Below are 18,763 nucleotides of genomic sequence, written 5' to 3' on the forward strand. Positions count from 1 at the left end.
GCGCTATTTGCTCAAGTTGGCGAGGCGCTGAGGGCTGAGGAGGTCGGTGAGCTGCTCGGCGGTGAGCAGTCCGTGTTCGAGAACGAGTTCCGCGACGCCCTTGCCGGTGGCGAGGGCTTCCTGCGCGATGGCCGTGGCCGTGGCGTAGCCCAGGTGCGGGTTGAGTGCGGTGACGAGGCCGATTGACTGTTCCACCGTGAGCCGGAGGTGTTCGGTGTTGGCGGTGATGCCCCGGACGCAGCGGGCCGTGAGGGTGCGGCAGGCGGCTTCGAGGTGGGAGATGCTCTTGTGGAGGCTGTGGACGATGATCGGTTCGAAGGCATTGAGCTGGAGCTGCCCGGCCTCGGCGGCCATGGTGATGGTGACGTCGTTGCCGATGACCTCGTAGGCCACCTGGCTGACCACTTCCGGGATGACCGGGTTGATCTTGCCGGGCATGATCGAGGAGCCGGACTGCACGGCGGGGAGGTTGATTTCGCCGAAGCCGGCACGCGGGCCGGAGGAAAGCAGCCGGAGGTCGTTGCAGATCTTGGACAGTTTCACCGCGACGCGCTTGAGCACGCCGGAGAGGTGCACGAAGGCGCCGACGTCCTGCGTGGCCTCGATCAGGTCCACCGCCGTTACGAGCGGCAGGCCGGTGATTTCGGCCAGGTGCCGGCAGGCGGCCTCGCCGTAACCGGCCGGTGCGTTGAGGCTGGTTCCGATCGCCGTGGCGCCGAGGTTGATTTCGTGGATCAGCAGGTCGGCTTCGGCCAGGCGGAGCCGGTCCTCGCCGATCGTGACGGCGTAGGTGCCGAATTCCTGGCCGAGCGTCATGGGGACGGCGTCCTGCAGCTGAGTGCGGCCCATCTTCACCACGGTGCGGAATTCCAGGGCCTTGGCGGCGAAGGCGTCTTCGAGTTCGGTGAGGGCTTCGAGCAGCTCGCGGGCGGCGAAGATCGTGCCGAGTTTCACGGCGGTGGGGTAGACGTCGTTGGTGGACTGGCTGAGGTTGACGTGGTCGTTGGGGTGCAGCCGCGCGTAGTCGCCCTTGGGGTGTCCGAGGATTTCCAGGGCTCGGTTGGCGATCACTTCGTTGGCGTTCATGTTCGACGACGTCCCGGCGCCGCCCTGGATCACGTCCACCACGAACTGCTCGCTGAGCTTGCCGTTCATGACGTCGGTGCAGGCATCCTCGATGGCACGGGCGCGCCCGGCGTCGAGCAGCCCTAGCTCGTGGTTGGTGCGGGCGGCGGCCAGTTTGACGGCGGCCAGCCCGCGGACCAGGTGCATGTTGGAGGCGAGCGGCTGGCCCGTGATTGGGAAGTTCTCCACGGCCCGCAGGGTGTGGACACCCCAGTAGGCGTCGGCGGGAACCTCCCGGTCGCCCAGCAGGTCATGTTCGGAACGGAATTCTGCGCGTTCGTCGAGCGAGGTCATGGCGGTCCTTACGGGGCGTCGGGTGCGTTTGAGGTTTCAGGGGAAGCGAGGAAATCGGTGGCCTGCAGCAGCCCGACCGGGCGGCCGCCGCCCATCACCGGTGCCGCGGCGATGCTAGCCAGGGGAGAGGTGTCGACGTCGAGGGCGGCCAGGAGGCGCACGGTGACGGGCATCCTGGCGCGGTCCCCGCCGTCGGAGATCTTCACGGCGACGCCGCGGCCGTCGGGCAGGCCCACCAGCTGGACGCCCTCGAAGCCGTCCTTGGCCAGGAGGCCGGGGACCAGCCGCATCAGCGCGGTGACATCCCGGTCTTGGCCAGCCGCCATCTCAGGGTGGCGGCGCATGGCGTCGGCGACGGCGGCTTCCGCGCTGCCGGATTCCGTTGCCGAGGCCAGCCGGCCAAAGGCGCGGGCCATGCCCAGCAGGGTAAGGGCGAAGAGCGGGGTCCCGCAGCCATCGATGGACCTGTGTTCCGGGTTCTCGCCGGTCAGGTCCGCCACGGTCCGGGCCACAAGTTGCTGGAGCGGATGCGCCGGGTCCAGGTAACCCCGGACCGGCCAGCCGTTGATCACGCAGGTGGCCGCCATCGCGGCGTGCTTTCCGGAGCAGTTCTGCGCCAGTTGGGTGGCCTGCCCGCCGCCGCCGAGCCATTCCTCGCGCTCGCGCATGCCATAAGGGAGGTCGGTACTGTTCTCGAGGTCTTCAGGGGTCAGTCCATGCAGTTCCAGGATGCGCAGCGCGCCGTCGCGGTGGGCGGCCGCCCCGGAGTGGCTGGCGGACGCGAGGGCGAGGAGTTCGTCCGGGAGGTCCAGGCCGGCACGAACCATGGCAACGGCCTGTAGGGGCTTGAGGGCGGAGCGCGGGTAGAACGCGGCGAGGGGCTGCCCGGCGGCCAGGAGGACGCGGCCGTCCGTCGCCGTGGCGATTGCCGAGCCGTAGTGGATGCTCTCGACCACATCGTCGCGGGTCTGTACCGCCAGGGGGACGTGTTCCGGGAGCCCCGGAGCCCGCGGAGTCGGGAGGTGCGCGAGGGCAGGAGAAATCATTGCGTCCTTTGCCGGTGGTGTTGGTTGAAGCCAGTCAAGCTGAGGGCAAGAGTCAGGAGGGTGCCGTCAAGGGTTGAGAATCGAGTCGAGGGCAATGCCAACGGCATGCAGGTGCTGGCTCATGGCGATGCGCGCCGTTGCCGCATCTTCAGCCTCGATGGCGGACAGGATACGCCGATGCTCCGCATCCGAGGAATGCTGGCGGTCCGCCACCATGTTCAGGGTCTCCGACTGGTGGGCCAGGGCCTCCCGAATGTCCGCGACAACGTTTTCGAACACCTTGTTCCGGCTGGCCCGCGCGATCAGCGCGTGGAAGCTCGAATCCAGGCCCACCCACACTTCGGGATCGTCCTCGGCGGTCATCGCGGCGACGATGTCCCGCATGGTCTCCAGCTCCTCGGGCGTACGGCGTTCTGCAGCCAGCCCGGCGGCCGGGACCTCGATGTGGGGACGTGCTTCGGTGAGGTCGCGCGCCGAGTATTGGCCGAGGACCAGGTCCTTGGCCACGCGGTCCGCGACGACGAACGTTCCCCGCCCGGTCCTGGTGACGGTCAGCCCCAGGGCGGTGCAGGAACGCAAGGCCTCGCGGACCACGGATCGGCTCACGCCGTATTGCTGGGCAAGGGTGGCCTCGGAGCTAAGCTTGGCGCCCACGCCAAGCTTGCCGGATTCGATTTCGGAGCGGAGGACATTGAAGACTGCTTCGGCCGCGCTGAGGCGGGCTAAAGGCTGTCCTGCTGTCCGGCTGTCTGACAGGTTCACGCTTCAAATATGGCAGGGATCACACCGGGGTGTCAACTGTGACGGCGGCCCCGGGATCGGAGGCCGCCGGCATCGTGAGGCCCTGAAGTCCGTCTAGAGCGCGGCCAGCAGTTGCTTCATGTCGGCGATCTCTGCGGTCTGGGAGGCCGCAATGTTCTTGCCCAGCTGGATGGCTTCGGCGTTCTTACCGCTCCGGACCTCGGCGTTGGCCATCTCCACGGCGCCCTCGTGATGCGCGATCATCTGGCTGAGGAACAGCTTCGCCGCCTCGGTACCCTGGGCGGCGTCGAGCCTGGCGAGGTCGTCGCCGCTCATCATCCCGGTCATCGAGTGGCCGCCGGGCGCCTGCGTGGGTTCGTTCCAGTCCCTGAGCCAGCCGGTCATCGTCTCAATCTCGGGCGCCTGGGCCGCTTTGATCTTCGTCGCCAGCGTGATGATCCCGGCGTCGATGCCCTGCTTCTTCAGGATCATGTCGCTCATCTCGACGGCCTGGGTGTGGTGCGGAATCATGCCCTGGGCAAACATCGCATCCGTACCGTTATGGACGGCGGCCGCGGCCGGGCTCGTGGCCGCGGTGCTGTGGTCCATCCCGGGCATGGTGCTGCCCCCGGAACCGGAACCGGTAGCGCAGCCCGCCAAGGTAAGAACGGTGGCGAGGGCGGCGGCGGAAATACGGAGAGTCTTTTTCATGGAGATCTCCTTCCTCAATCATGGTTTCGGACGGTTGCACGAAGCCTTCAGGCTACCTGTCTTCAACGTCTCCTACCGGGGAGTGTTCCGCCGCGGAGCAAGACCAAATTGCCTGGCGGAGGCATCGGTGACATTATCTGCGTATGAATGCAGATATGCGGGTAGAGATCGACAGTCCTCATGTTGAGCTCGCCGTCGAGGTATTTTCCATGCTGGCCGATGCCACGCGGGTCCGGTTGATCCTTGCCTTGGGGGAGGGTGAGTTGCCGGTCAATGTCTTGGCTGAGCGGGTGGGGAAGCCGGCTTCTGCCGTTTCCCAGCATCTGGCGAAGATGCGGCTGGCCGGCATGGTCGCCACACGGCAAGAAGGCACGAAGGTCTTTTACCGGCTGCAGAATGATCACGCCCGTCAACTTGTGATGGATGCAATCCATCAGGCGGAGCACGCGCTCGGCACGGCCCCAGGACACGAGGCGTGAACCGCCCGTCGGACGCTGTGGACGAACAGAGCCACAACGAGGGTAAGGAGCACGTTCACCACGCCGGCCACGAGCACCCGCATAAACACGAGCCCCAGCATGATCACGCGCACGCGCATGACCACGATCTCTCGCATGACCATGAGCACCCCCACACGCACACCCACGCCAAGGGTCTGAAAGGTTGGCTGCAGTCGGTCTTTGTCCCGCACTCGCACGACGCCGCGGACTCCATCGACGAGGCCCTCGAAGCCAGCTCCCAGGGAATCCGAGCGGTCAAGATCTCCCTGCTCGGTCTCGGCGCCACCTCACTCTTCCAGCTCGTGATAGTGCTGATCAGCGGCTCCGTGGCCCTGCTGGCCGACACCGTGCACAACTTCTCCGACGCGCTGACCGCGGTCCCGCTCTGGATCGCGTTCCTGCTGGGCCGCCGCAAGGCCACCCGGACCTACACCTACGGATTCGGCCGGGCGGAGGACCTCGCCGGGCTGTTCATCGTGGCGATGATCGCGCTGTCCGCGGTGGTGGCTGCCGTCGAATCCATCCGCCGTTTCTTCGAGCCCCAGCCCGTGCACAACCTCGGCTGGGTGCTCGTCGCCGGACTGGTGGGCTTCGCCGGCAACGAACTCGTCGCCGTCTACCGGATCCGGGTCGGCCGGCGGATCGGTTCCGCGGCGTTGGTGGCCGACGGCATCCACGCCCGGACGGACGGCTTCACCTCGCTGGCGGTCGTCGCGGGAGTCATCGGCGTCTGGCTCGGCTTCCCGCTAGCGGATCCGATCGTGGGCCTGCTGATCTCCGCCGCCATCGTCGTCCTTCTGTGGGGCACGGTGCGCGACGTCGGGCGGCGGCTGATGGACGGCGTCGACCCTGGACTGACGGAGCGGGTTGAGGCCGTTATCGCGGAACACTCCCGGGCCGGCGGCACGCCACGGCTGCGCTGGTCCGGCCACAGGCTGCACGTCGAGATCATGGTCCCAATCGCCACGGATGCGCACCTGGTGGAACTCTCCTCGGTGACGGCCAATCTGGAGCACGGGGTTCGGCGGGCGCTGCCGCACGTCGGCGCGGTGACCGTGGTGCCAGTTTTCGCCACGATCGAGCGGCCCCTTTCACCCTAGATCCCGAGCGTGGCGAGACTCCGTTGAAGGGTCTCCGCCGAGTGGTTCAGGGCGGCAAGTTCGCCGTCGTCCATCGGCGTGTCCAGGATCTGATGGACCCCGCCGCGCCCAACGACGCTGGGCAGGGACAGTGCCACTCCGGTGATTCCGTACTGGCCGTCCAGCACGGTGGACACCGGCAGGACAGCGTTTTCCGCACGCAGCAGGGCCTCCACGATACGCGCGCCGGACAGCCCGATCGCGTAGTTTGTGGCGCCTTTCCCGGCGATCACCTTGTAAGCCGCTTGCTTTACTTCCTGCGCGGTTCCGGCGAGGTAGTCGGACGTGAAGACGCGGTCGCCGTCGACCTCCCAGTTACGAATCGGGACCGGGCCGATCGTCGCGCCGGACCAGATGGGGAACTCGGTGTCGCCGTGCTCGCCCACCATGCTGGCGTGCACGCTGGTGAGGGAGACTCCGGCCTTCCGCGCCAGCAGCCAGCGCAGCCGGGACGTATCGAGCACCTGCCGGAGGAGAAGATGCGCGAGGACGGGAGCCCGGAGATTTTCTGTGCCGCGACGGTCAGAACATCGCAGGGGTTGGTCACCAGCACGTAGACGGCCTCGGGGGAGTGCGTGAGCAGCTGAGGCATGAGCTGTTCGAGGATGCGGACGTTGGTGCCGGCCAGGTCCAGCCGCGTCTGGCCCGGCGCCTGTTTCGCGCCGGCGGTGATGACGACGACGTCGGCCCCTGCTGTCGCGGTGATGTCACCGCCACCGGTGATGGTGACCGCGGCGGCGGCAAATTGGGTGCCGTGGGCAAGGTCCAGCACCTCGGCCTCAGCCTTGGTTGCGTTGACGTCGAAGAGGGCGACGTTACTGGCCGAGCCGCGGATCAAGGCGGCGTAGGCCAAGGAGGTGCCGACGCTGCCGGCCCCCACAATTGCGAGTTTTGATCCGGACACGGCTTCCTCTTTCCCGCGCAGGCTGCTCCGCTAGAGGTGCTGGATGCCTGCCCGCTGCATGGCGTCCTTGTAAACCTCGATGTTCTTGCTCAGGAGTTCATCCTGCTTGGTTGCCGAGACGGCGAACGCGCGGCCGCCCAGGGCAGTGGCCTTGTAGATCTTGACGCCGCGGTTCTTCAGGGACGAGTGGTAGGTCTTCTCGAAGAGCGTCAGGAAGGCGTGGGCGTCGGCGCCGTGGGCGATAACGGCGGACACGCGCTTGTTTATCTTGAGGAACTGGCGGAACGGCCGCAGGCCGTCCGTCTTCTCCTGGACGTTGAGTGCGGACGGCAGCTCGGGGTCGCGCACCCAGGGGTAGGCGTTCCACGGCATCACGTAGCGGGGGTCAAGCTCGACGGCCTCGTAGATGGAGGTGGCGCGGCGGGCCGCCTCGTCATCGTTGAAGTGGGACACGAAGCCCGATTCGGTGCCCTTGCCCGGGGCGATGTGGAGGCTGACGATGCGGCACTCGTCCTCGTCGTGGACGGGATCGATGTAGGGGACGACAGACCCCGGCTTCTTTTCCATCAGTTCGTCACAAAGCTGCGTTACGGCGGCGATGTTCGGTTCCTGCAGCAGGGTCTTCTTTTCGTCCCAGTCAATCGTCACGATTTCTCCCTCAGCGCTCGGCGTCCAGAATCAGGCGTCTTGTTCCACTCTACGCTTTTGAGCGCTGGGGCGTTTTTGTGGGTCGCCGCGGGTCCCACTCCGGCGCCGCCGGCCGGTCCGTAAACCCCTAGTCAAGGCCCGAGAGCCGGGCGTACGCTTAAACCGCCTGCAGGTATCCATCAGATTGAGCCGGGCCGTTCAGGACATGAAAATGTCCGAGCCATCTCATAGCGAGATCGCGAAGGTACCTGCAGGCCTTTGCATGCTGGCGAAACGCCAAATCTTGGCGGCTGCCGAACGAGCTGGTGACCAGCCGATGCTCACCGGTGATGCGGCGTGACCAGGAGCCGTGGAAGCCGTGTTTGAGCGGTTCCGGCTTCCCGGTTCCTTCCCTGCCGTTGCCGGTTGCGTCCGCTGCCTGTCCTGAGTGTGGCGATCCGTCCCCGGATCGAACCGTCCGGGGACGTTTCCGCGAGCCTCTGGGCCCTCCTCACCACCGAGGGCATGATGGAACTCGTCCGTAGCTCCCCAACCCGCAGTGGCGCCCGATGCCCCGCCGGGACGAACCCGAAAGCAGGCAACGCGTGAACCGTGAAGCGATGGAACGGGCCCGGGAAGTCGAGGTGCAGCTGACGGATGAGGAGCGGTTCTCCCTCCTGATCAGCGTCCAGGGCACAAACGGCGTGCTGACGGAAAAGGACCCGCGCATCCCTGACGGCGTTCCGATGAGCGCCGGCTACACCCCCGGGATCCCGCGGCTTGGCATCCCCGCACTGCTGATGAGCGACGCGAGCCTGGGCGTGACCAACCCGGGCTACCGGGAGGGCGACACCGCGACCGCGCTCCCGGCCTCGATCGCCCTGGGGGCCAGCTTCAACCCCGATCTCGCCCGCAGATCCGGGCAAATGGTGGGCCGGGAAGCCCGCAGCAAAGGGCTCAACGTCCTGCTGGCCGGCGGGCTCAACCTGCACCGCGATCCCCGCAACGGCCGAAACTTCGAGTACCTGTCCGAGGACCCGTGGCTCACCGGCGTCCTCGGCGCGGAATCGGTCAAAGGCATCCAGGGCGAGAAGGTAATCTCCACGGTCAAACACTTTTCGCTGAACTGCAACGAAACCAACCGGCACTGGCTGGACGCCGTCATCGACCCGGCTGCGCACCGGGAATCCGACCTGCTCGCCTTCGAAATCGCGATCGAACGCGCCTGCCCGGGCTCGGTCATGACCGGCTACAACAAGATCAACGGCATCTACGTGGGCGGCAACGAGGACCTGCTGCAGGGCATCCTCAAAGGCGATTGGGGCTTCCCCGGCTGGGTGATGTCCGACTGGGGCGCAACGCCCAGCTGGGACTTCGCGCTGCGCGGCCAGGACCAGGAATCAGGCGCCCAGATCGATGTGATGATGTGGGGCCAGGAGACCTTCACAGCACCGCTGCGCGAAGCCTTCGAGGCCGGCGACCTCCCCAGGGAACGCCTCTCTGGGATGGTGCGCCGCATTCTTTATGCCATCTTCGACGTCGGGATCGACCGCTGGGAGGGAACGCCCGACGTCGACCCCGCCGCCCATGCCGGCATCGCCCTGGAGACGGCCCGGCAGGGCATCGTCCTGCTCAAGAACGATGGCGTGCTGCCGCTGGCGGCGCCGTCCGATACCGGGGCGCCGTTCAGGATCGCGGTCATCGGGGGACATGCCCAGCTGGGCGTGGTCACGGGCTGCGGCTCCAGCGCCGTCACCCCGCCCGGCGGGTGGGCCGAGGTCCACTCGATCGGCGGCCCGGGAATTATGGGCGTCATGCGGAACCTGTATCTGATGCCCTCCTCCCCGCTGGCGGAACTGCAGAAACTGCTGCCCGACGCCGCGATCGACTTCGATCCCGGGATGAGCCCGGCCGAGGCTGCGATGCTGGCGCGCCGCTCCGACGTCGCCATCGTTTTTGGCATCCGGGTCGAGGGCGAAGGCTACGACAATGCGGACCTGACCCTGCCGTGGGGCCAGGACGCCGTGATCGAGGCCGTCGCGGATGCCAACCCGAACACCGTTGTCGTCCTCGAGACTGGAAACCCGGTGGCAATGCCGTGGCTGCCTAAGGTCAGGGCCGTACTGGCAGCCTGGTACCCCGGCCAGTGCGGCGGCCAGGCAATCGCCGAAATCCTCGCCGGCGTCACGAACCCTTCCGGGAAGCTCCCGCTGACCTTCCCGACCGGCCTCGTGCAGACGCCGCGACCTGAACTCCCCGGCCTCGGCACGCCGTGGGGGACCCCAACTACGGTCCACTACAACGAAGGATCCGACGTCGGCTACCGCTGGTTCGCGAAGACCGGGCAGGAACCCCTATTCGCGTTCGGCCACGGGCTCAGCTACACCCGGTTCGACTACGCGGACCTGACGGTGCAGGACCGGGGCGGGGTCCGCGCCGAGTTCACCGTCACCAATGCGGGGCCCCGGCGCGGTGCCGACGTCCCGCAGCTGTACCTTCTGGAGGAGCCGGCCGGGCCCCGGATGCGGCTGATCGGCTTCGAGCGGGTGGAACTCGACCCCGGCGAATCACGGACCGTCTCGCTGACCGTTGATCCGCGGCTGCTGGCGTCCTACGACCAGGATGCCGGGCAATGGCATTCCCCCGGCGGCAGCTACCGACTGGCGCTGGGGCACTCTGCCGGCAACTACACCTTGGAGGCCGACGTGCCCCTGGCCGAGTCGTGGTTCGGGCGGAAGCCGCTCGGCCAACACGGCGGTGTCTCAGGCCGCGGATGATGCCTTGACCCCGGCCCGCGGTCTGGAGTGCCTGAGGACCTTGGCGGCGTGCCGGAGTTCGCGCCGCTGCCGGAAGCCAAGTGATTCGAGTTGCGGTGTCCCCGGTAACGGGGTTCCCGGGAGTGGTGGTGCGGTGGATTGGTAGCTGTGGCCGGTGGGGGTGGTGGTTTCGAGGGTGTGTCGGGGGCCGGGGCGTGGGCGTGCGGTCCAGCCGGGTGCTTCTTTGGTGTGGTTGCAGGCTTCGCAGAGTCCGGCGCCGTTGCTCTGGGTCGTGGTGCCGCCGTGGTGCCAGGGGATGATGTGGTCGTAGTGGCGGATGGGGGCGTCGCAGTACGGGGTGCGGCAGGTGTCGTCGCGGGCCGTCAGGAAGCGGCGGAGCCCGGGCGGGAAGAGCCGGGCGCGGGAGTCCAGTGCGGTGAGGGTGCCGGTGCCGGGGGCGGTGTAGAGCCGGCGGAGCCAGACGTTAAGAGCCCGCTCCCCGTTGGGGTCCCCGGCCCCGGCAGCGCCCGTCTCCGTTTCGTCCGTTCCAGCGGTCGTGAGTAGGTCGCGGGCCCAGCCGGCGGGGACGATGCCGTAGCCGGGGAGTCGGGCGGGTTCGCTGTCGCCCTGGAAGAGGGTCCGGTCGGTCATGACGAGCTGGATCTCGATGCCGTTGATCCCGCCGGCTTTTCCGGTGCTGCGTTCGACCAGAGCGTCGGCCATGAGTTGGCCGCGGGTGCGGGTGTCCCCGCCGGAGCGCAGGGTGTCGGCGTGCCGGGTCAGTGCGGCGTAGGCGGCGACGCCGGCCGAGACCGGGAGCAGGGCGGTGAGGTAGCACATGGTGTCCGGGGCCGGGCGGAGGCTGACGTGCCGTTCGGTGGCGGCGTGGCTGGCGCGCTGGGTCACGGAGCGGGGGTCCCGCCGGTAGGCGGCGGCACGGGCCGCGGCGATGATCTGCCGGTCCCCGGCGCCGTTGAAGGTTCCGGTGTCGGGGGCGAGTTCGGCGTCGACGGCGCAGCGGTCCGCCGCGGGCAGGCGCGCGGTTTCCCTCACCAGCAGGGTCGCGCGCCATTCGTTGAGCTGCCCGGACTTCAACGCGGCGAGAGTGTGCGGCATCTCGGTCACGAGCGCCTTGGCCAGGCCCAGGAGCCTCCCGCCGCGGGCCGGGGATTCCCGCCGGGCGAGGGCGATCTGCGCGCCGACCCCGGTGCCCTGTTCGGCCGCGGGCACCCCGGCCGCGGCCTGTTCGCGGCGCTGGAGCAGATCGAAGGCCACCGCGAGCTGGGCCTGCTGCGCGGCCGCGGCGGATTTCAGGTCCTCCAGTTCACGGAGCTGGCCGATCAGCCCGGCGCCGTCGGAGGCGGGCCGGACCGCGGCCAGGGAACGGGCCACCTCGGTGACCGTGCCACCGCTTGTGCCCCTGCCCGCTGCTTCCGGAGCCACTTCGGGCCCCTGATTGCCGTTCACATCCCTATTCAACAGCGGGGCTCCGACCATAAGATCACCCCTGCATGGGGTGGAAACGGCAGCTGCGGCGGACGGCAGCTCCTCCCGTTCACGGAGCTGCCCGATCAGCCCGGCGCCGCCGCCGCCGTCGTTAGCGGAAGGCCGGACGACCTCCAGGGAACGGGCCACCTCGGTGACCGTCACCTGTTCTGGCTGAGCCTCGTCGGGTCCCTGATTGCCGTCCATGGAATCCAAACTATCGGGCACCTCAGACATTAAGGGCGGCCACGGAAGCTGCGCATCCGTAAGCTTTGAATGAACGCAGCGCCCCGACTCGAGGAACCCATGCCAATCAACAGACACTCACTTAAACAGGACGGGTTCACCGGGTTCCGGCCGCTCGGGGACCTTGACATCAACCGGATCCCGCAGAAACCCGGGATCTTCGCGGTGCTGCGGCCCGAGGGCTTCCGGCCGCAGTTCCTGGCGAAGAGCACGGCCGGTATTTTCAAGAAGAAGGACCCGACCCTGAAGCCGGAAGCGCTCGACGCCGAATGGGTCGACGGTGCGGACGTGCTCTACGTGGGAAAGGCCGGCCCCGGAAGCAAAGGCAACCGCGGCCTGCGCCGGCAGATCCAGGAATTTGTCGACTTTGGCGCCGGAAAGCCGCCCGGCCATTGGGACGGTCGGCTGATCTGGCAGCTTGCTGCCGCCGGCTCGCTGATCGTCGCGTGGAAGGAGCTGCCCGTCGAGGAGCTCAACGAGGCCGAGGCTGGGTATCACTCCGCGTTCGTGGACGAGTATGGCAGCCTGCCCTACGCCAACCTGGTCCAGAGCCGCGTCAAGGGAAGCTAGCTGCCGCCGGTCAGACGCCGCCTCGGAAAGTGAACCGCCCGGCTACTAGCGTCGCGGCCACTGGCATGGCCGCAAAGACAGCGTCGGATACCGCCAGCGGGTCGCCGTCGAGCACGGCGAGATCCGCCGGATCGCCCACCCGGATCCGGCCCCGCCCGCGCGATGACGCCGTAAGGGCCTCCTGCCGGCTGAGTGCCTGCTCCGGGTGCCACGGTTCCCGCCCGTCCTGACGGGCCCTGGTGGTGGCGGCAGACATGGCGGTCCACGGTTCCAGTGGCGCCACCGGCGCGTCGGAGCCCAGCGCCAGGGTCGCCCCGGCAGCCAGCAGCGACCGCAGCGGGAACGCCCGGTCCGTGCGCCCGGCCCAGTTGGAATCGGCAGCATCGCGGTCATCCAGGGCGTGGGCCGGCTGGACGCTCGCCGTCAGGCCCAGCTCGCCGAAGCGGGCGAAGTCCTGGCCGCGGACAAACTGGGCATGCTCAATCCTCCCGGCGATCCCGGCCGCCGCGAAGGCATTCAGGGCCACCTCGTTGGCGCCGTCGCCGATGGCGTGCACCGCCGGAACGAAGCCGGATTCCCGGGCCTGGACCAGCAATTCCAGCAGTTCCGCCTCGCTCACGGTCAGCAGCCCCCGGCCGCCGTGCGGATACGGGTCCACGCAGAACGCCGTGCGTGTGTTCAGTGAGCCGTCGATCAGTACCTTGAGCGGGCCGACCCGCAGCAGCGCCGCCCCGCCGTCGAACGCCCCGCCGTCGAGCTGTTGTCCGGTCCGCATCCCCTCCGCAATGGCCCTCGCCAAGTCCTGCGGGTAAACGCCGGCGTCCACCCGGAAGGAATCAAACCCGCCCGCCACGCGGCGCAGCCACACGTCCCGGTTCCAGGTCATTTCGAAATCGACAATCCCCACGATCCCGCGTGCCGCCGCCGCCTGACCGGATTCCCGCACCCAGGCATCCACCACGGCATCAGGCAGCCGGCCCAGCTCGCGGGTCAGGTCAAAGGCCGGTTCCTCGCGCAGCAGCCCGGAGGCCTCCACCGCCACGCCGTAGCGGTGTGCCGCCGCGCTGTTGAGCCACACGCAGTGCAGGTCATGGCTCAGCAGCGCCGTCGGCAGGCCCTGCGTGGCGCCGTCGAGCAGCGCCAGGGTCGGAACATCCGGCCAGCCGGCGTCCCGGAAACCGACACCCACGGCCGTCCGTGCGGCGTCGTTGCGGCCGGAGAGGGAGGAGCGGACGACGTCGGCCGCCTCACGCGCCGAGGTGGCGCCGGAGAGGTCGATCCGGTTGGCGGCGAGGGCCCATTGGGTCATGTGGACATGCTCATCCCACAACCCCGGGATGACGTAGCGGCCGTCCAGGTCAACCACCCGGGAACCGGTGTTGCCGGGAGTCCCGGCCGCACTGATCCCCGAAACGACGCCGTTGGTCACGTGCAGGTCGTACAGCGCAGTCCCGCCCGGGACGCGCGCGGAGGCGAGCACGAGGTCGTTCACGGCTTTGGTTGGGGTCGCAGGCATAGGAAACAGGCTATGGTCCGGAGCGCCATGCGCCAATCCGGACCCGCCTAACCCGCCGGATTCCGGGCGCCGACGCCCGGCAAGGGACTTTCGCCCCTTGCCCCGGACACAGGCCACGGCCATGCTGGATTTGGGGCGGTTTCTGCACGGCCATTGGGGGATGAACCGCTTGCTCGTCAGTTGCACGGTCTCGCTCGAACCCTGGGGAAGGAAAAGGCATTCTGCAGGCTTCCGCGTCAGCGGGATCCCGGCAGGAGACCGCCGCCAAAATGACTGTCATCAGCGATTTTTGTAGTTTTGAGTCCGCTCACGGGCGGCGCGGGAGCTCTGATGCCCCGTGACACACAGGCAATACGGAAACCGATCCAGCTCCTACTACGCTCACCCCTCCCATGGGGATCCCCGCATCAAAGTTCTCATCCGGATCGACGCAGTCGAGGCGTCGGCGAGAGTCGTCGTGCGGGGCGTCGTTACGCCCGCAAATATCCGTGCCCTCTACGTCGTCTGCCGCCGCGTGGCAGCGAAACTTCACGGATACGAAATCGTCGTGGACCTGGCCCACGCACGCGTGACGGCCGATGCCATGGAGGAACTCCACGAGCATGCCCGTCGCTCAGTTCTGTCCTCCGGCATTGACGCCTCCGTCACCCCGTGCCGTCTGCGCATCGTGGATCCGCCCGCCATCCTCAGAATCAAGGAGAACGCATGAAAGCCCTCGGAATCAAGGAGAACGCATGAAAGCCCTCGTCTATGGCGGTCCCGGAGAAAAGTCCTGGACGGACGTCCCCGATCCCAAGATCCAGAATCCCAGCGACGTGATCGTCAAAGTGGATACCACCACAATCTGCGGCACGGACCTCCATATCCTCAAGGGGGATGTTCCCGCGGTGACCAAGGGCCGGATCCTGGGCCATGAAGGTGTCGGGACCATTACCGAGGTCGGCTCCTCGGTCACCAGCCTGAAAGTGGGCGACCGCGTCATCATCTCCTGTATCAAGTCCTGCGGCCACTGCGCCAACTGCAAGACCGGGCTTTACTCGCACTGCATGGGCGAGGAAGGGGCGTCCGGCATCGGATGGGTCTTCGGGCACCTGATCGACGGCACCCAGGCCGAGTATGTCCGCGTCCCGTACGCCGAGAACTCCCTGCACCTGCTCCCCGAGGGCGTCACCGACGAACAGGCCGTCATGCTCTCCGACATTCTCCCCACCGGCTTCGAAATCGGGGTGCAGTACGGCCGCGTCAAGCCTGGCGACACCGTCGCCGTCATCGGCGCGGGTCCGGTGGGCCTCGCCGCCATCGCCACCGCCGGACTCTACGGGGCCGCAACCATCATCGCCGTCGACCTTGACGCGAACCGGTTGGACAAGTCCCGGGAGTTCGGCGCCACCGACGTCGTCCTCTCCGGCGACGCCGACTGGAAGGAACAGGTGCTCGCGCTGACAGACGGGCAGGGTGTGGACGTGGCAATCGAGGCGGTCGGCATTCCGGCGACCTTCAGCATGTGCACGGACATCGTGCGCCCCGGGGGAAACGTAGCCAACGTGGGGGTGCACGGCAAGTCCGTGGAGCTGCATGTGGAGAACCTCTGGATCCAGAACATCAACATCAGCATGGGGCTGGTCAATGCCAACACCACCCCGATGCTGCTCAAGCTCGTGGCCCAGAAAAAGGTTCCGGCGGAGAAGTTCGCCACCCACCACTTCAGCTTTGATCAGTTCCTGGAGGCCTACGACACTTTCGCGCGGGCCGCAGAAACCAAGGCGCTGAAGGTCGTGATCACGGCATGAGGGCCCTGGTTGTCTACGATTCGGCGTACGGCAACACCAGATCGGTAGCCGAGGCGATCTCTGGCGCGCTCGACGGGATGCCGGCGGATTCCGTCCCGGTCGGAGACTTCACGCCCGGGACGCTCGCCGCGGGGGACCTCCTCGTGGTCGGAAGTCCGATCAACGGATGGCGCCCGACACCGAAGATCACTGCGATGCTCTCGGCTCTGGGGAAGGGCTACCTCAAAGGTGTGAAGGCCGCCGCGTTCGATACCCGCGTTCGGATGTTCATGCACGGCGACGCCGCCAAGAAGATCACGCACGCCCTGAAGGCCGGTGGGGCAGACATCATCGCCCAGCCCATGCCCTTCTACGTCAAGGGCAGCGAGGGTCCCCTCCGTGACGGCGAAATCGAGAAAGCGAAGGCCTGGGCGCACACCCTACTCACCTCCCTCACGAGATGAGCCAGCTGATCTGAGCCATTGAAAGGACGGCGGCCATGCGAACAGGCCGGATTGTCATGCTGGTGCTGGGAACCCTCAGCGCCCTCCTCGGGCTGGGCTTGCTGGCGGCCGCCGGGGCCGCGGGCTTCGCCAACTATCTGCAGCGCGACAACGGGTACTTCACGACCCCATCGGAGCGCTATTCCACGAACTCCTACGCACTGACCACACCCCGCCTCGACATCATGACCGAAGGCGGAGTCCCGGACACGGCGCCGGTCGGCGTGGTCGGAAGCGTCATGCTGGGCGGGTCGGCGGTTTCCGGGAAGGAAATCTTCATCGGGGTGGGACCCAGGAACGACGTGGCGGCGTACCTTGACGGCGTCAGCCATTCCGAGATTACCGAGGTCCGTTTCAACCCGTTCCGCGTGGAGTACCAGGATGTGGCCGGTGCCAGGATTCCTGCCAGGCCCGCGGACCAGAACTTCTGGGCAGCGTCCGCCACCGGCGCGGGGGAGCAGCAGCTCGAATGGGACCTGCGGTCCGGCAGCTGGGCTGTAGTAATCATGAACGCTGACGCCAGTGCCCCGGTGGCCGTGGACATGAAAGCCGGAGCCCGTTCCAACCTGCTGTGGCCCGTCTTCATCGGGCTGCTGATCAGCGGAATCGTGCTCCTGCTCATTGGTGTTCCGCTGATCGTGCTTGGCGCCGCAGGGCTGGGGCGCGGCAAGAACGGGCATCCCCTTCCCGGGCAGCCCGTGTCCGGCCAACCTAGTTACGGCCAACCAGTGGCTGGGCAGCCTCTGGCCACCGGCTCCGCGCCGCAGCTCTATCCAGCGGGCGCCGTGCCGGGCGCCGTACCGGGTTCCGGCATTGTTTATCCTGCCCGGCTCAGCGGCTTCCTGGACCCGAACCTGTCCCGCTGGAAGTGGCTGTTCAAGTGGCTGCTGGCGATCCCGCACTTCATCGTCCTCTTCTTCCTCTGGTTTGCCTTCGTTGTGGTCACCATCGTTGCGTGGTTCGCGATCCTCTTCACCGGGCGGTACCCGCGCTCGCTGTTCAACTTCAACGTCGGGGTGCTCCGCTGGAGCTGGCGCGTGTCGTTTTACGCATACTCGGCCATCGGCACGGACATCTATCCGCCGTTCACCCTGGAACGCACCGACTATCCCGCCGATTTCGACGTCGACTATCCCGAGAAGCTGTCCCGGGGTTTGGTGCTCGTCAAGTCCTGGCTGCTGGCCATCCCGCACCTGCTGATCATTGCGCTGCTCACCGGGACCGCCCAGACCTGGGTGTACCGCGACGGCAATTGGGTGCAGGTCGGTATGGGACTCTCGCTGTTCGGCCTGCTGGTCCTCATCGCCGGGGTCATCCTGCTGTTCACCGGGGTCTACCCGCGGGGTATGTTCGACTTCCTGATGGGCCTGAACCGCTGGATTTATCGCGTCTCAACCTACGTGGGACTGATGCGCGACGAGTACCCGCCGTTCCATCTGGACATGGGGCCGCGGGATCCGGGAGACGCGCCTGCGATTCCGGCTGCGGTCCCTCCTTCCGGGCCCGGATACGCGTCAGTTCCCGGCGGTGAACCGCCGCTCTACGGCCAGTCCCATCCTGGCGGAACAGGTCCCGCCGCTGCCGGCGGTCCGGGTGGGGCACGCCCGGCAACGGCCGTGCCTGCCGACGGCCAGGCGGGCTTCTACGGTATCGGCGGGCCGGCACCCTCCGGCCCGGACAGGTCGGAAGCGCGTAGCGGCCCGGAAGCCCCTACTGGTCCGGATAACCCGCCCCGCATCTAGCTGGCCCGGAACGTCACCCGTCACGGCCGGGGCAGCTCACCGCAGCCGCCCCGGCCGCTTCGTCGTGCCCGCTGCGCATGTGCCTCCCGCGCTTCGCTATCCCCGGCTTCCCTGCCGCACGCTCCTCCAAGAACTTTTTCCATGCAGGTGCATCCAAACGGGGCCGTACGCCAGTAGTAGGGGTGTAAGCAAAAAATCGCCCGCCTGGCGGGCCGTTGAAGGAGATGTAAATGCGCACCAGCCTTTTCACCGCAGGCGCCCTGGCGATTGCGGCAGCTCTCACCTTGGCCGGCCCCGCCCAGGCAGCTGAATCCGACTCCCAGCTTTCCGTTCTCCACGGAGTGCCCGGACTGACCGTTGACGTCTGGGTCAACGGCGAACGCACCCTGGACGATTTCGCCCCCGGCACCCTGGCCGGTCCGCTGGCCCTTCCGGCCGGGGATTATGACCTTGCCATCACTGCCGCCGATGCCGCGGATGCTTCCGCCCCGGTTATCGGGCCCGTTAAGGTCACTCTCGCCGCCAGCGGCAACTACACGGCCGTGGCCAACCTCGATGCAGAGGGCAAGCCGACGGCAAACTTCTTCACAAACGACGTTTCGCGGCTCGAACCCGGCAAGGGCAAGCTCACTGTCCGCCACACGGCGGCGGCCCCGGCCGTGGACGTGCTCGCGGGCGGTACCCCCGTCATCTCCGGCCTGGCCAACCCCAAGGAGGAGACGCTCACGCTGGATCCCGGCACCCTGTCGGTCGCGGTGGCCGCGGCCGGCACCACAACCCCGGTCCTCGGCCCGGCCGATGTGACTGTCGCGGAAGGCACGCACACGGTGGTGTACGCGTGGGGCAGCCTCGCGGACAACAATCTGCAACTGGCCGTGCAGAACATTGAGGGGCTGCACTCCGCTCCTGCCGGCGTTCCCGGCGCCCGCAACGGAGCCTCTGACCCCGGCACCATGTCAGGCAGTCAGACAGCAGCCACGGTAGGCATCGGAGCGGCGGTCCTCCTGCTCCTTGCCGCTGGGGTCGCTGTGTCCCGCAGGCAGCCGGCGGTCCGCCGCATCCGCTAGGCCGAGGCCGCAACCACCGGCC

16 protein-coding genes and 2 pseudogenes are annotated in these 18,763 nt (G+C 67.6%); 9 read left to right on the forward strand and 9 right to left on the reverse strand.

The window, feature by feature from the left end:
- Window positions 1-3: 3 nt before the first annotated feature.
- The 4 genes from AC50X9_RS10785 to AC50X9_RS10800 form a co-directional block, all read right to left on the reverse strand.
- Window positions 4-1,419, reverse strand: a complete 1,416-nt coding sequence (locus AC50X9_RS10785) for an aspartate ammonia-lyase (RefSeq protein WP_494893338.1) — start codon at window positions 1,417-1,419, stop codon at window positions 4-6.
- 8 nt (window positions 1,420-1,427) lie between these two features.
- Window positions 1,428-2,465, reverse strand: a complete 1,038-nt coding sequence (locus AC50X9_RS10790; protein ID WP_494893340.1) for an asparaginase — start codon at window positions 2,463-2,465, stop codon at window positions 1,428-1,430.
- A 66-nt stretch (window positions 2,466-2,531) separates the two neighbouring features.
- Window positions 2,532-3,227 carry a FadR/GntR family transcriptional regulator gene (locus AC50X9_RS10795; protein ID WP_494893342.1) on the reverse strand — a complete coding sequence of 232 codons (696 nt, stop codon included), beginning with the start codon at window positions 3,225-3,227 and terminating at the stop codon, window positions 2,532-2,534.
- A 93-nt stretch (window positions 3,228-3,320) separates the two neighbouring features.
- Window positions 3,321-3,917, reverse strand: a complete 597-nt coding sequence (locus AC50X9_RS10800) for a DUF305 domain-containing protein (RefSeq protein ID WP_494893344.1) — start codon at window positions 3,915-3,917, stop codon at window positions 3,321-3,323.
- Window positions 3,918-4,060: 143 nt separating this feature from the next.
- Here AC50X9_RS10800 and AC50X9_RS10805 point away from each other — a divergent pair, with 143 nt between their 5' ends.
- Together AC50X9_RS10805 and AC50X9_RS10810 are read left to right on the forward strand one after the other, a co-directional pair.
- Entirely contained in the window at window positions 4,061-4,396 is a 336-nt protein-coding gene (locus AC50X9_RS10805) for an ArsR/SmtB family transcription factor (RefSeq protein WP_494893346.1), read from the forward strand.
- On the forward strand, window positions 4,393-5,517 hold the full coding sequence (locus AC50X9_RS10810; protein WP_494893348.1) for a cation diffusion facilitator family transporter: 1,125 nt from the start codon (window positions 4,393-4,395) through the stop codon (window positions 5,515-5,517). The genes AC50X9_RS10805 and AC50X9_RS10810 overlap by 4 nt, the downstream gene beginning before the upstream one ends.
- Here AC50X9_RS10810 and AC50X9_RS10815 read toward each other — a convergent pair.
- The 3 genes and pseudogenes from AC50X9_RS10815 to AC50X9_RS10825 all read right to left on the reverse strand — a co-directional run.
- Window positions 5,514-6,460: pseudogene (locus AC50X9_RS10815) on the reverse strand (L-lactate dehydrogenase). The gene AC50X9_RS10810 and the pseudogene AC50X9_RS10815 overlap by 4 nt on opposite strands.
- Before the next feature lie 30 nt (window positions 6,461-6,490).
- Window positions 6,491-7,108: a uracil-DNA glycosylase family protein gene (locus AC50X9_RS10820; RefSeq protein WP_494893350.1), complete on the reverse strand. Its 618-nt coding sequence runs from the start codon at window positions 7,106-7,108 to the stop codon at window positions 6,491-6,493.
- A gap of 307 nt (window positions 7,109-7,415) precedes the next feature.
- Window positions 7,416-7,499 (reverse strand): annotated as a pseudogene (locus tag AC50X9_RS10825) (type II toxin-antitoxin system YoeB family toxin); the annotation flags it as partial.
- 193 nt (window positions 7,500-7,692) lie between these two features.
- On the opposite strand from AC50X9_RS10825, the gene AC50X9_RS10830 reads away from it, so the two are divergent.
- Window positions 7,693-9,864, forward strand: coding sequence for a glycoside hydrolase family 3 C-terminal domain-containing protein (locus AC50X9_RS10830; protein ID WP_494893352.1), 2,172 nt, complete (start codon window positions 7,693-7,695; stop codon window positions 9,862-9,864).
- Here AC50X9_RS10830 and AC50X9_RS10835 read toward each other — a convergent pair.
- Window positions 9,850-11,535: an HNH endonuclease gene (locus tag AC50X9_RS10835; RefSeq protein ID WP_494893354.1), complete on the reverse strand. Its 1,686-nt coding sequence runs from the start codon at window positions 11,533-11,535 to the stop codon at window positions 9,850-9,852. The genes AC50X9_RS10830 and AC50X9_RS10835 overlap by 15 nt on opposite strands.
- Window positions 11,536-11,634: 99 nt before the next feature.
- On the opposite strand from AC50X9_RS10835, the gene AC50X9_RS10840 reads away from it, so the two are divergent.
- Window positions 11,635-12,144 (forward strand): hypothetical protein, encoded by a 510-nt coding sequence (locus AC50X9_RS10840; protein ID WP_494893356.1) that lies wholly within the window; start codon window positions 11,635-11,637, stop codon window positions 12,142-12,144.
- Between the two features lie 10 nt (window positions 12,145-12,154).
- On the opposite strand, the gene AC50X9_RS10845 is transcribed toward AC50X9_RS10840, so the two are convergent.
- A complete protein-coding gene (locus AC50X9_RS10845) occupies window positions 12,155-13,660 on the reverse strand; it encodes an amidohydrolase (protein ID WP_494893358.1) in 1,506 nt (501 codons plus the stop codon).
- Between the two features lie 337 nt (window positions 13,661-13,997).
- Here AC50X9_RS10845 and AC50X9_RS10850 point away from each other — a divergent pair, with 337 nt between their 5' ends.
- From AC50X9_RS10850 to AC50X9_RS10870, 5 genes are all read left to right on the forward strand, one after another.
- A complete protein-coding gene (locus AC50X9_RS10850) occupies window positions 13,998-14,369 on the forward strand; it encodes a hypothetical protein (RefSeq protein WP_494893360.1) in 372 nt (123 codons plus the stop codon).
- Between the two features lie 25 nt (window positions 14,370-14,394).
- A complete protein-coding gene (locus tag AC50X9_RS10855; protein WP_494893362.1) occupies window positions 14,395-15,450 on the forward strand; it encodes a zinc-dependent alcohol dehydrogenase family protein in 1,056 nt (351 codons plus the stop codon).
- On the forward strand, window positions 15,447-15,893 hold the full coding sequence (locus tag AC50X9_RS10860) for a flavodoxin family protein (protein ID WP_494893364.1): 447 nt from the start codon (window positions 15,447-15,449) through the stop codon (window positions 15,891-15,893). Before AC50X9_RS10855 ends, AC50X9_RS10860 begins: the two co-directional genes overlap by 4 nt.
- A gap of 35 nt (window positions 15,894-15,928) precedes the next feature.
- Window positions 15,929-17,674 carry a DUF4389 domain-containing protein gene (locus AC50X9_RS10865; RefSeq protein ID WP_494893366.1) on the forward strand — a complete coding sequence of 582 codons (1,746 nt, stop codon included), beginning with the start codon at window positions 15,929-15,931 and terminating at the stop codon, window positions 17,672-17,674.
- A 230-nt stretch (window positions 17,675-17,904) separates the two neighbouring features.
- Window positions 17,905-18,741, forward strand: a complete 837-nt coding sequence (locus tag AC50X9_RS10870) for a DUF4397 domain-containing protein (RefSeq protein WP_494893368.1) — start codon at window positions 17,905-17,907, stop codon at window positions 18,739-18,741.
- The last annotated feature ends 22 nt before the right edge of the window (window positions 18,742-18,763 follow it).

Source organism: Pseudarthrobacter sp. HLT1-3, assembly GCF_059383535.1.